Genomic DNA, 12,714 nt, shown 5'->3' on the forward strand with positions numbered 1-12,714 from the left:
GGTCGGGGGTAAGAATTAAATTTTAATATCATGGAAACAATTAAAGACACTGGAAATATAAATAGTGCTCTGTTTAACAATGGAGTGAGCGACCATACTATTATTGGTATGATAAATTCGGGGATGCTACCGGAAGAGATTAACGATATAGACGTTTTTAAGCGAGAATGGCGTAAAACATTCACGGGTAGTTTTTTGCTTAAATACCCGAGGTATTACGGGATAATCAATACAATACGACGGATAGTTGGACGCCTCCCGGAATGGGATGATTTCACGAGGCAAAATATACGGGATATCTCGGAATACTTTAAAAATAATTGTTGCGGTAGTTCGGCACGGACATACACGGCTATGATCCGTTCCGTGCTGAATTATAACAGGGAAATAGCCAATATCCCGTGCAAAGATTTCGAGAACGAGTTAAGGGTGAAAAACGAGCCGCACGTGGCGATATACTTGACGGTGGACGAACTGTGCAAACTGGAAAGATTCAAGCCGGAAAACGAACGGGAAGAGGTTATTTTAGCGCAATTCCTTGTCGGATGTTATACCGGAGCCAGGCATTCGGATATCTTGTGCATGAACGAGGATAATATACAAGGAAAATATATAACCTACGTTAGCAAGAAAACGAAAATTCCGGCAACGATAGAACTGAAAAAAGGCCTTCCCAAGTTACTGGAAATAGCCGTTACCCGGGAGTATGCCGAATCTACTTTTAACGACACGATAAAAGATATATGCCGGAAAGCGGGGATTGATAGTAAAGTGAAGGTTTTTAAAGCCGGGAAAAGCTTGACTGGGCACAAGTACCAGTTTGTTAGCAGCCACACTGCTAGACGGTCGTTTGCTTCCAATTTGGCAATTCTTGGAGTTCCCATCCGGGAAATACAATTGAGAATGGGTCATAGCAGTACAACCATGACCGAGCGTTATATTTTGGCTCCGGTGAATAAATTACCCGAGTCAGCGAGAGAGTATTTCAAGTAAATTATTAACTTTACAATTTAAATTTATAGAGTATGCTAACGATTGGTGCGATAATATGGTTTATTATAATTCTGATCATTTTGGTAAACTTGATCGGGTGGGGTTCATTGATTTTCGTGGCTCTTTTTTTCTTGTTTTTCTTTATTAATTACAAAGGGAGGAAACAGGAATAACTGTATTTCCCAAGAATCATTTTCTTGAGATAAATTCTATTTTATAAAATTTCATCCCCGAATAAGTTCTATAATTCGGAATTATTTTGCGTATTTAGTGACAAAACTTACATATTGTTGAATAATATATTTAAGTATTATATATCTGCCCCGCTTTTGTAGCGGGGCTTTATTTTTATACGTGGTTATTATTTGTATTGTGTATAAATAACAAATTTCCATGAAAATATTTTGATTTAATATATACTATTTCAAATAAAAGTTCTATATTTGCATTGTAGTTAAATCAATAGTAACAATCAAAAAATTAAAGCCATGATGAACGCAGAATTTATAAACAAGGTTATTGAAGAAGTAAAAACTTGGACTAAAGGTTACGAGGCAAAAGAAGAAAACGGTTTAGTTGTAGTTTATTTTAACGGGAAAGAAGTTGCTTTTATAAAGGATTACAAAGCAGATAGCGAAGAAGACGGGAATGAAAGTGAAGTTGAAACATTGCAGTGTTATTGCGACACTTTCTAATAAAAAAGCCGGGACATTATCCCGGCTAAATTGTAGTTAAATCATAGCAACGCCATGAATCAGGACAAAGATACAAAAAAAAGGGGAGGCAAACGCCAAGGGGCTGGGAAAAAAGCCACTTGTGGAAAACCGATACTTTTCAAACCAGATTTAGACCTAGAAGAATTTATCCGGGCGCAAAAAAACGTGAATCGATTTATAAACGAAACGATTCGAGAAAGATTAGAACGTTCAAAAAATATATAATAAACTAATATGGACAAAAGAGAATTAATTAAAATAACCTCTGCTGAAACTGGGATATCGCAAACAGATGTACAAAGGGTTATAAACGTTGTTCTAGGTACAATTCTAAGTACTATAAAAAAAGAAGAGCCTGTTAAAATTATGGGATTCGGGACATTTTCGGTGCAAGTCCGAAAAGAGCGCAAAGGGTACGATCTATGGGAAAAGAAATCTGTAGTTATTCCCGAGAGGAAAATTGTAAAATTCACTCCATCGAAATTAATAAAATTGCCAAAATAAAGCGGGATTATCCTCCCGCTTTATTTATTTTCCACTTGATTCAAGCAATCAATCACTTTGCGATTATTTTCATCTATCTGCCTCGTGTCATACCTAGCATATATATCCGTTACATCAAAACTGCCATGTCCCAACATTTCGGCAACATCTTCTTTACTTATGTGCAACAATTTACGAGCGATAGTAGCGTGCGTGTGCCGGGCATGATAAAGCTTCAATCCAGGTTCGCCAATAACCTTCCCGATAACCTTTAAATTAAAATTAACATTAGCATTAAAAGCGTGCGTGCTCCTGTATCTCTTGTAAAAACTAAACATTCTCTCGTCATCCTTGTATTTCTCGATTAACTCTAAAAGTTCCGGTTGTAAGCCTATGTCATAGCGTTTCCCGGTCTTGTTTCTTTTGTACACGCATCGGCTCCCTTTCTTTAACTCGTATAAATCAGAAGAATTTATACCGATAAGATAAAATGTAGCCATGAATACATCTTTAGCAATCTCTATCGATTCGCATTTCGCCTGGTAGTCGCGAATAGCACGCATTTGCTCTATCGTCAATGGCATTGTATCCGACATCTTTTTGGATTCAATCTTATATTTACGGAACGGGTAAACCGATATTAATTCATCATCCAAGGCGTCATTGAAAATTTTACGAATATTTCTTAAATGCAAGGATCTAGTGTTTAAAGAAGGGCAATCCTTTTTCAGCCACTTGTCAAACGCCTTAATCCATGGCACATTCATTTCCTCGAAAGTAAGATCCACTCCACCATATTCCACGACTTTTTTTAGGGTTTCCGTGTATATTTCCCGGGTTCTTTCATTGTCCATTAAATCCAGAGCATTACGATAATATTCAGCAAAAATAACTTTATGATTCTCTTCTTCTTTCTTTTCCCTGGAAGAATCTAAAATATATTTTTTAAGTTCCGTAACGTTCATAGTTTCAATTTTCCCGTTTTGTTCTAGTTGCAAGATGCAACTCTGGACCTTGTTCATCGAACGCAATAAATCCGCATTAATCAAGGAGGCATTAGGATAAGTTTTTTTCACTTCCATTCCTATTTTCCCTTTTACCCACATATCCCTCGGGATAGAAATTCCCATCGCCATAGCCGTGGTCTTCCGGTTGCATGTCAAACGAATAATAACAGGATAAGTATTATCCTTTCGCTTGCTTCTCTCGTCAATAGTCAATACTGCTGATGCCATAATTATTTATTTTACTTGCAACAAAGGTAAAAAAAATTCGCGTGCAATTTGCACGCGAACACACCTCAAAACCGCCCAAAAACCGCTAAAACCCGATGTAAAAAATGATTCATCAACGATAAAGGGAGTTACAATATTGATTGTAACTCCCTTGTTTTCAGCGGAAAGACGGGGATTCGAACCCCGGAATCCCTTTAGAGGATTACACGCTTTCCAGGCGTGCCAGTTCAGCCACTCCTGCATCTTTCCGGATGCGGGGACAAATATAGAAATTATTTTTTATCATCACGTATATTCTTATCTATTTTTAACTGGAAATCTACAACGATTTTTTTCTCGGGGCGTATCAATAATACAATTTCTCCGGAGGGAAAGTGAGATGAACCGGAGAAATGCAAGAGATTGCTAGCATTTAGGAGAGAGGGAATCCCCAGTATCACAGCTTGGGAAAAAGTGAATGTAGATTGTTGCTAGTCTCGGTGCGGTTACTTCGTGATGAAGGTAACCGCACTTTCTTTACATGGAAAATTTACCATAATAACTAAAAACTTGTCCGCTTTTTACGTATAATCTAAGATATTTGGTAATTTTGCGGTGAAAAACAAAAACGTTATGGACGATTTACAACACGTGGGATATAGCAAAGAGGTCATCGAATTCGTGGCTGTGGCAAAGGAATTTTGTGGATACTTGGAATCCGCTCACGAGGACGAAACCAATGATTTTCTTTCTAAAATGCAGAAATTTATCCCGTTAATTTACTTGAAGGGTAGTCTATTGCCAAGCTGCGAGAGTGACGAAATGGGAATGCTGGACGAGGTGGTGACGGAAGAAGATTACAACACGTTGCTCGCATCCCTGCACGGCATTCTCAGGGAACATGACGAGTACCTGGAGGTTTTTGATGACAACATGCAATACAGCGAAACCCCGATCGTGAACTCGATCTCGGAAAAACTCTGCGACATATATCAGGATTTAAAGAATTTCATTTCCTCGTACCGTAGCGGGATGATCGACGTGATGGGAGAAGCGCTGTGGCAATTAAACAATAGTTTTGAATTATACTGGGGCAAATCATGCACCAGCGTATTGAGGGCAATCCATCTGGCTATATACAAAGTGACCGACACGGACGACCTTCAATAAAATACGAAACATGGAATACCAGGCGAAGATTAGTGAAGAAGAGATAAAGGGGTTACCTATCTTTACGTTCGACGGGGAAATCGTCGTGATCGACCATGAGGATAAAATCGATGCGGCGGTGAAAGATTTGCTCTCGTATCCCTACATCGGTTTCGACACGGAAACGAAACCGGCATTCAAGAAAGGAGTAACCCACCAGGTCGGGTTGCTTCAATTGGCAACAGACAAGCGGGTGTATTTATTCCGTTTGAATAAATGTGGTTTCACGGAAGCCTTGCAAGAACTTTTAGCAAGCGAGCAGACCACGAAAATTGGCGTGGGCATACGGGACGACATCCGGGGATTGAGAAAACTGGCTAATTTCACGCCAACCAATTTCCTGGACTTACAGATTTTCGCGAAAGCCTTCGGGATCGAAGAAATGTCATTCTCGAAACTCATGTCTATCATATTTCATGTAAAAATCTCGAAGCGGCAACGCACATCAAACTGGGAAGCCCCGAAACTAACATCCGCACAAGTTCATTATGCGGCAACAGACGCCTGGGGCGCACTCAAAATGTATAAAGCATTGAAATCCGGCAAAAGCCAACTGCAACAAGTATCCTAATTCTGGACTTTATCGGACACGGGAATGGAAAAATAAAACGTAGTTCCTTTCCCTTCCTCCGAGTTAAACCATATCTTCCCGTGGTTCATCTTCACGAAGTCCTTACAGAGTTGTAATCCCAATCCGCTACCTTTTTCCTTTTGGGTACCGTAAGATATAAAGTGCAATCCATCCGCGAACAAATCCCGCTGGTGCTCCTTGCTTATCCCCTGCCCCTTATCCTGCACGGATACGATCAGGAAACCGTCTTTCTCCTCCCCGTTAATCGTGATCTCCCCCCCCTTGTAACTAAACTTTATCGCGTTTGACAGCAAGTTACGTAACACCGTCTTCATCATGTTCAGATCGGCATGCACGGAAAACACCTTTTTCAGATGGTTATGCATCTTGATTCCTTTTGCTCCCGCAATATTCTCCTGCAGCGCCACAACTTCCTTCGCTGCTTCCGAGAAAGAAAATGTCTGCAAGGAAGGCTCCAACACCCCATTCTGGCTATTACTCCACATCAACAAGTTTTCCAGAAGCAAATAGGCTTCGTCGGTGGTTTCCTGCAACATTTTAATCAAATGCTTGATATTAGAATCCGGAATCCGCTCTTTCTGGTGGTCTATCGCCTCGAGAATCATTTTCAACGTCCCGATCGGGGCACGCAAGTCATGGGCTATCACCGAATACAGTTTATCCTTGGAGCGCACCACATCCTGAATCTTCTCGTTCTGGCAAGCGATAATCCGTTGTGATTCCAACAAAAGCAATTGATTGTTAATCCTCAATACTAGTTCTTTCTTACTCAACGGGCGGGAGACAAATTCCACGTCCTCGTAATCCGCCACTTTCCGGAAATCCTCGTGCCGGTTCGGCATGGTCATGTAAAGAATCGGGATATGTTTCGTCAGGACACTCTCCTTCAACTGACGAACGACCTTGATCCCCTTACCTTCTTCCAATGCCAATCGAACGATAATCAAATCAGGCGATCTTAATTTCGCGAGCAGAAACACTTCTTCTGCTTCCAAGGTAGTAACCAACCTAAAATTCTCCCCCGCAAGCAGGCTTTTCATTTTCTCCATATTCGAAACGGAATCGTCCGCCAAAAGTATCGTATATTCGCTATGATCTATATGCATGCGCCGCAAATTTATAACCAATTTTTGATAAAAGTTCCTCGTAGAACCGATTAAATATTTCAGTCTTTTTCATCAAATCATCTTTCTCCTCCCCGCTTTCATTTCCCGTGTCGTTCTGCACTCGCTCACATATTGATTTCCACATGGGAAACATTGATTCGGAAAATACCTGCAAGTCCGTTTTCAACACGTTCAGCTCATTCTCCACTTCCCGGAATCTGGTCACGTTATGCCCGATCAGGTGTATCTCTATGTGCTCCCGGTCTAACTTCACGGGATAAGCATACCATTCGATGAAAATAACCTCGTCCGCGGGAGCCAGCGTGGAATGAAACGTCAATAACATATCCGGGTGCTTTGCCACGGCTTCCAGTTGTTTGGGGGGTATATCCATTTCCGTCATCAAATCCCCGATACGGCACCCGATAACATCATCCGGGCTATCCCCGAACAACGAGTAGAAAGTCTTGTTGGAAAAACTGATATGCAAATGCCTATTCAGCCTCAGAATATAATCTACCCGGTTCTCGATAAAATCTTGATAGAGGGCGTGATGTTTAACCAGCTTGCGCAGTATCAACTCTTTCTCCAGAGCGCCCGACATAACGGATGCCACCTGAATTAAAAAAGCAATATCTTCCTCCGACCACAACTCCTGCTCCCCGCAACGGCTCAAGGATAAAAAAGAAAAAAGATGGCTGGACACATATAAAGGCAAGAATATAGCGCAACGCACTTGCATGGCTCGCATGATATTTTTCAATCCCTCGTTTGTCACTTCCTCGATGTCCCGGATATAAATATAATTGTCCCGTTCCAAGTCCTGCTCGAGCTTCCTGTCATAATAAAAACTTCGTTTCTCGTCTGTCTCCGGGAACACGGAATCCCCGTTTCGCGTCCATTCCTCCGTGATCGTGAAAGTCATATCATGATTAATACTAACGATATACACCTGATCGGCTTTCTCGTGTTCGCCCAATTTCCTTAGGGCTTGTTTCACGTTTCTATTCAATCCCACGCTTGTAGACAACAATACGTTTAAATCTGAAAGAAACTCCGCTCCTGTTATGTTGTTTTGTGTTTGCATACGTTCGTTTGGATCGTTTAGTCCTTAATAAATGCTTTCAATTGTCAGTATTTATACACGAAATTTACATTTTAGGTTACATTAATCCCTATTTTTATACAACTTCCATAAAATATATCAGACAACAATTTCCTATTAACCAATATATTAAATTCTTCGTCATATTTTCCCGCACAAAAAAGGTTCAAAACATTTGGTAACTGAGAAGATTTTTGTACTTTTGTGCCCGGGTAAGTCCTATGCGACCAGCTCCTGTCGAACTCCCCCAGGGTCGGAAGGCAGCAAGGGTAGATGGTTGAGCGGTGCGACATAGTCAGCTTACCCATTTTAAAAATGCCTCTTTAGCTCAGCTGGCCAGAGCACGTGATTTGTAATCTCGGGGTCGTTGGTTCGAATCCGACAAGAGGCTCTAGAAAGTAAGTTCTTTCAAATTGCTGTTGTAGCTCAGGGGTAGAGCACTTCCTTGGTAAGGAAGAGGTCATGGGTTCAAATCCCATTAACAGCTCAGGAGAAGCAGTCTGTAAAAGGGCTGCTCTTTTGTTTTATATAGCTATTATTTAAATAGTTACAATAAGAATGTTTCTTAGTTACCAAACCTTCCCTTTCAATGCAATATTCTTATTTTTCAAGTGACAAAAGGGGATTTTAGATAAAAAATAGGGATTTTGCCTCTTATTTGTCCCCCTATTTGGTCCCCATTTTTTCAATAAAGCCAAATACCAGTTCTATAAATCAAGAAAATTTATGGAAGTAAGTATAACACCTATTTGTAGAAAAGACAAAATCAACAAAAAAAATGAAGCACCCCTTGCCCTTAAAATAAGTTACAACTATGATAGTAGAAGAAAAAGCTTAGGGACAAAAATCAATATTGATTATTGGGACTTTGAAAATGATTCCTTAAAAGAGGAAACACCCAACAAAGAATACATCCAACTCATTATTGACTCTGAAATTCAAAAGTTAAACAAAAAATCCGAGAACTCTCTCGATAAAGAACTCCAGCATGCCACAAGATACCAGTCCCGGGATATCACCTTGCCCGTTTCAACATGCCTCCAATGACGACGTTTGATTACCAGGTCAAAAACCTTACCACGTAAAGGGAAATCATGGATCACTTACTCGTCATGAAAACTAGTAAACCTAGTAGCCGATATCAATTTTACTGACTCGAGTTACTACAAAATAATCCACCAAACCTGCAAGAAACATTAAAGATACAAGTTCTTCCAAAGCAGTCATGAAAAATAATTTTATCAAGCAAAAATAAAACACACAGATTTTCCCATTGAGCCGGTTTCACCCGTACACGGGTATGGCTTGACGCCGCTCTTAAATACCACACTTTTCATTGAAGATTTTATCTCAAAAAAAAAATCTATTTTAATCGTATTTTTTCAAGAAAATAGAAAAACTACTTCACGAACGATCGAAAAATCCATTTTTCAACACTTGTAACGCTCGTAAAATAGTATTCCAATATTACATCATTAAAGTTTCTCCATCAACCTTTCAAGCAGAGGCGTAATCTTACGCAACAACAATTCATTTGTACTAATCAACATGGACACCTGATCGTCTTTCGCTTTCAAGGAAGAAGCTTGTTTGTCCATAATTTCCACTAAATGGCGAGTTAACTCGCTATCATCCTCTTTCACAGAACGAACAGGAGAACAAGAATCTTCTCCAATCACATCACCCCGGCATTTCTCTCCATCCCCTGTCAGAAGCCAAATCCGGTTCACTCCCAATAGACGACTCAATACTTCCAATTTTGTGGTGTCAGGCTTAGTCTTGTTATTCAAATAATTTGAAATAGTTGTAGCTGACATATTTAAATCCTTCGCCACACGATATTTCGTGTACCCTTTCTCTTTCATCACCTCTAGCAATCTCTCGGAAAATGACATATCTTTTTATTTAGAATTAATTTAAATTTTACTTTCTAGCAAAATATAATCCAATTTGACTTTGCATTCTTCCAAATTTGCATTATCTTTGCATATCGTTTGTTACAAATATAGCGATTATTGGTGAAATCCCCAAGTTGTTGGGGTTAGTTAATCGGTTGGTGATGTGAGAAGACAGAGACATTTATCCCGTTAACGCTCTTTGTCTTCTCCTTTTTTCACACACGATCACAAGGCATCATTTCAAACACACTCTGGAAATCCCAGCATATTCCCCAACAAAATCCTTATAAATCCCCCCGGAATATACCACACGAATCCCCTTCCACTCCTATTATATAATAGGCATAAAACAGTTTCGTTTTTTTCACCTCAATGGAGAAATAAAAAACGCTTCAAAAGAGAATCGAATACAAAACATTTCATTTAGTTTCGTTTTTAGATAAAATAATTGCGATTTTGTTTTGTTTTATTTCGTTTTCTTCTTTCCTTTGTGATATAAAATCTTTTGGATATGACACAGCACGAGACAACCAAACCATTTGATGTGATCATCATCGGCGGCGGGGCTACAGGAGCCGGAACCGCTAGAGACTGTTCCCGCAGAGGACTACGGGTGCTTTTGGTGGAGAGATTTGACATTTCAACCGGAGCCACGGGACGCAATCACGGGTTGCTACATAGTGGTGCCCGCTACGCGGTAACCGATCAAGAGTCAGCAGAAGAATGCATCAAGGAAAACATGATTCTCCGTAAAATAGCCAGCCACTGCGTAGAAGAAACAGATGGACTATTCTTGACTCTCCCCGAAGATGACATTCAATTCCAATCCAAATTTGTAGATGCGTGCCGCCAAGCCGGCATCCGGGCTGACGTAATCGATCCAAAAGACGCGTTGAAAATGGAACCTTCTGCCAACCCGAACATTATAGGAGCCGTGAGGGTTCCTGACGGAGCCGTAGACCCCTTCCGCCTAACCGCCTCCAACATCATGGACGCAAAACTTTACGGCGCCGAGGTCCTTACCTATCACGAGGTCACCGAACTCATCCGGGAACAAGACCGGATCGTGGGCATCAAAGTACTTGATCACAAAACAAAAGAAACAAAATCCTATTACAGCTCCGTTGTTGTTAATGCGGGAGGTATATGGGGACATAATATAGCGAAGCTAGCAGGGGTTAATATCAATATGTTACCTGCCAAAGGAGCCCTGCTTATCTTCGGTCACCGGGTAAACAACATCGTGCTGAACAGATGTCGGAAACCTGCTGACGCCGATATTCTCGTGCCGGGCGACACGATCTGTCTGATCGGAACAACTTCCAGCAAAGTTCCTTACGAGGAAGTAGATAACATGTATGTCACCCCGGAAGAAGTAGATTTACTATTGCGGGAAGGCGAGAAATTATCCCCGCAACTGGCTCAGACACGCATCCTAAGAGCCTATGCGGGAGTTCGCCCGTTAGTGGCGTCAGATGACGATCCTAGCGGACGAAACGTAAGCAGGGGTATCGTCCTTCTGGATCACGCAACGAGAGACGGGCTCGAAGGATTCGTCACCATTACCGGGGGAAAATTGATGACCTACCGGTTGATGTCCGAATGGACAACCGACTTGGTTTGCAAGAAATTAAATGTCACCGTTCCTTGCACCACCGCCTCGGAAAAATTGCCCGGTTCAAGAGAGAACACCGAAGAAATAAGCAAAAAGATTATATCCGTCCCTCTCGCTCAACGCAATGCGATAATCAATCGCCACGGGGATATGGCGGACAAATTCTCCGAAAACACACCTCTAGACAACAGCTTGATTTGCGAATGCGAAGAAGTGTCCGTGGGAGAGGCGAAATACGCACTGAACGAATTGGACGTGAACAACCTTGTCGATTTACGGAGAAGAACCCGCGCGGGCATGGGTACTTGCCAAGGCGAACTTTGCGCCTGTCGGGCTGCCGGGCTAATGAGCAACATGAAGAAAGCCTGCACAAAAAGAGCAAAAGCTGACCTTACTTCTTTCTTGAACGAGAGATGGAAAGGCATGGCACCTATCGCATGGGGCGACACGTTACGAGAAAGTGAATATACCGCATGGATCTACGAGGGCGTGTGCGGACTAACATCATCTTCAAAGGAATAACTATGAAATTTGATACTATTATCATCGGTGGCGGTCTGTCCGGTTTAATTTCCGGAATACGCTTGTCAAAACAAGGACAACGCTGTGCTATCATTTCTTCCGGGCAAAGTGCTTTACATTTTTCATCCGGCTCTTTCGACCTACTGAACACATTACCGGACGGAAATAGCGTGAACAACCCGATCGAAGCGATCGAAGAATTGGCAAAACAAGCACCCACACATCCTTACACCAAATTAGGAAGCAACAAGTTTTCCCAACTAGCAAAGGAGGCGGAGAATTTTCTGAAAGAGGTTGGAATTTCCGTGAAAGGCGACGCCCGAAAGAATCACTTCCGTATGACCCCGATGGGTACGCTAAAGCCGACATGGCTTACCTTGGAAGACCATATGCAAGGAGAAAACGCTGATCGGATTTCATGGAAGAAAATAAGCATCTTCAACGTAACGGGCTTTCTTGATTTTTACACCCAGTTCATCGTTGATGAATTGGCTAAAATAGGCACCACTTGCACCACCCATTTAATTAATTTTCCCGCCCTGGAGCACTTACGGAAGAATCCGACAGAGATGCGTTCCGTGAATATCGCCAGGGTATTTGACAACCAAGAGAATCTAGATGAGTTCGCCCGTCAAATCAAGGCTGAAAATGGGGATTGCGAAATCATCGCCCTCCCGGCGATCGTGGGATTGAGCAGGAAAGACGCCGTGACATACCTCCAAAAGGAAATCGGGAAACCGATCTGCTTATTGCCAACTCTTCCCCCTTCCGTACCGGGCATACAGGTACAACAACAACTACGTGCCCGATTCCAGGAAGCGGGAGGCGTTTTCATGCTCGGGGACATCGTGATACGAGCAGAAAAAGAAGACAACCGGATCAGCCGGATTTACACGAACAACCACGGGGACATACCGTTCTCGGGCAAAAATGTAATCTTGGCAACGGGAAGTTATTTCAGCCAGGGACTAATCGCCGACACGGAGCGAGTTTACGAACCGATCTTCGACCTGGACGTTACCTTCTCGTCCAACCGGGAACAATGGTATGACCGGAATGCGTTTGCCGCACAACCCTACCAAACCTTCGGGGTCAGGACGGACAAAGATTTCCGCGGGCTATACAAGGGAGAAGCTATCGAGAATCTTTATATATCAGGAGCGATACTGGAAGGCTTTAATGCCATCAAGGAAGGATGCGGGGCTGGAGTTTCCATCCTGAGTGCATTGTATGTAGCAGATAGAATTTCAAGTAAATAGAA

13 protein-coding genes, 3 tRNA genes and 1 other RNA gene are annotated in these 12,714 nt (G+C 41.9%); 12 read left to right on the forward strand and 5 right to left on the reverse strand.

Going from position 1 to position 12,714, the window contains the following annotated elements; all coding sequences use genetic code 11:
- Positions 1-30: 30 nt before the first annotated feature.
- The 4 genes from BN8899_RS04345 to BN8899_RS04360 all read left to right on the forward strand — a co-directional run bounded on the left by BN8899_RS04345 (position 31) and on the right by BN8899_RS04360 (position 2,213).
- The gene (locus BN8899_RS04345) at positions 31-993 is read left to right on the forward strand and encodes a tyrosine-type recombinase/integrase (protein ID WP_082986900.1); all 963 of its coding nucleotides are present in this window, start codon (positions 31-33) and stop codon (positions 991-993) included.
- A gap of 488 nt (positions 994-1,481) precedes the next feature.
- Positions 1,482-1,688, forward strand: coding sequence for a hypothetical protein (locus BN8899_RS04350; protein ID WP_065218474.1), 207 nt, complete (start codon positions 1,482-1,484; stop codon positions 1,686-1,688).
- A gap of 54 nt (positions 1,689-1,742) precedes the next feature.
- Positions 1,743-1,934, forward strand: coding sequence for a hypothetical protein (locus BN8899_RS04355; protein WP_065218475.1), 192 nt, complete (start codon positions 1,743-1,745; stop codon positions 1,932-1,934).
- Positions 1,935-1,943: 9 nt separating this feature from the next.
- Positions 1,944-2,213, forward strand: a complete 270-nt coding sequence (locus BN8899_RS04360; protein ID WP_065218476.1) for an HU family DNA-binding protein — start codon at positions 1,944-1,946, stop codon at positions 2,211-2,213.
- Between the two features lie 20 nt (positions 2,214-2,233).
- Here the strand turns inward: BN8899_RS04360 and BN8899_RS04365 are convergent, their stop codons facing one another.
- Complete coding sequence (locus tag BN8899_RS04365; protein WP_065218477.1) at positions 2,234-3,427, reverse strand: site-specific integrase; 1,194 nt, start codon at positions 3,425-3,427, stop codon at positions 2,234-2,236.
- Between the two features lie 161 nt (positions 3,428-3,588).
- A tRNA-Ser gene (locus BN8899_RS04370) sits at positions 3,589-3,676 on the reverse strand.
- Positions 3,677-4,039: 363 nt separating this feature from the next.
- On the opposite strand from BN8899_RS04370, the gene BN8899_RS04375 reads away from it, so the two are divergent.
- Together BN8899_RS04375 and BN8899_RS04380 are read left to right on the forward strand one after the other, a co-directional pair.
- The gene (locus BN8899_RS04375) at positions 4,040-4,576 is read left to right on the forward strand and encodes a DUF5063 domain-containing protein (RefSeq protein ID WP_018338234.1); all 537 of its coding nucleotides are present in this window, start codon (positions 4,040-4,042) and stop codon (positions 4,574-4,576) included.
- Positions 4,577-4,586: 10 nt separating this feature from the next.
- Positions 4,587-5,186 carry a 3'-5' exonuclease gene (locus BN8899_RS04380; RefSeq protein WP_018338235.1) on the forward strand — a complete coding sequence of 200 codons (600 nt, stop codon included), beginning with the start codon at positions 4,587-4,589 and terminating at the stop codon, positions 5,184-5,186.
- Here BN8899_RS04380 and BN8899_RS04385 read toward each other — a convergent pair.
- Positions 5,183-6,313, reverse strand: a complete 1,131-nt coding sequence (locus BN8899_RS04385; protein WP_065218478.1) for a hybrid sensor histidine kinase/response regulator — start codon at positions 6,311-6,313, stop codon at positions 5,183-5,185. The genes BN8899_RS04380 and BN8899_RS04385 overlap by 4 nt on opposite strands.
- Positions 6,297-7,400, reverse strand: a complete 1,104-nt coding sequence (locus tag BN8899_RS04390; protein WP_065218479.1) for a hypothetical protein — start codon at positions 7,398-7,400, stop codon at positions 6,297-6,299. Before BN8899_RS04390 ends, BN8899_RS04385 begins: the two co-directional genes overlap by 17 nt.
- Positions 7,401-7,628: 228 nt before the next feature.
- Here BN8899_RS04390 and ffs point away from each other — a divergent pair.
- From ffs to BN8899_RS04410, 4 genes are all read left to right on the forward strand, one after another.
- Positions 7,629-7,727, forward strand: an RNA gene (gene ffs, locus BN8899_RS04395) — signal recognition particle sRNA small type.
- Between the two features lie 8 nt (positions 7,728-7,735).
- Positions 7,736-7,809 (forward strand) — tRNA-Thr (locus tag BN8899_RS04400).
- A gap of 24 nt (positions 7,810-7,833) precedes the next feature.
- Positions 7,834-7,905: transfer RNA gene (locus tag BN8899_RS04405), tRNA-Thr, on the forward strand.
- A 239-nt stretch (positions 7,906-8,144) separates the two neighbouring features.
- Positions 8,145-8,465 carry an Arm DNA-binding domain-containing protein gene (locus tag BN8899_RS04410; RefSeq protein ID WP_065218480.1) on the forward strand — a complete coding sequence of 107 codons (321 nt, stop codon included), beginning with the start codon at positions 8,145-8,147 and terminating at the stop codon, positions 8,463-8,465.
- 428 nt (positions 8,466-8,893) lie between these two features.
- On the opposite strand, the gene BN8899_RS04415 is transcribed toward BN8899_RS04410, so the two are convergent.
- A complete protein-coding gene (locus BN8899_RS04415; protein ID WP_018339703.1) occupies positions 8,894-9,313 on the reverse strand; it encodes a helix-turn-helix domain-containing protein in 420 nt (139 codons plus the stop codon).
- A 514-nt stretch (positions 9,314-9,827) separates the two neighbouring features.
- Between BN8899_RS04415 and glpA the strand changes: the two genes are divergently transcribed.
- On the forward strand, positions 9,828-11,453 hold the full coding sequence (gene glpA, locus BN8899_RS04420) for an anaerobic glycerol-3-phosphate dehydrogenase subunit A (RefSeq protein WP_065218481.1): 1,626 nt from the start codon (positions 9,828-9,830) through the stop codon (positions 11,451-11,453).
- 2 nt (positions 11,454-11,455) lie between these two features.
- Positions 11,456-12,712 (forward strand): glycerol-3-phosphate dehydrogenase subunit GlpB, encoded by a 1,257-nt coding sequence (gene glpB, locus BN8899_RS04425; RefSeq protein ID WP_065218482.1) that lies wholly within the window; start codon positions 11,456-11,458, stop codon positions 12,710-12,712.
- Positions 12,713-12,714 lie beyond the last annotated feature (2 nt).

It is taken from the genome of Butyricimonas sp. Marseille-P2440 (assembly GCF_900091675.1).
GTDB classification, from domain to species: domain Bacteria; phylum Bacteroidota; class Bacteroidia; order Bacteroidales; family Marinifilaceae; genus Butyricimonas; species Butyricimonas synergistica.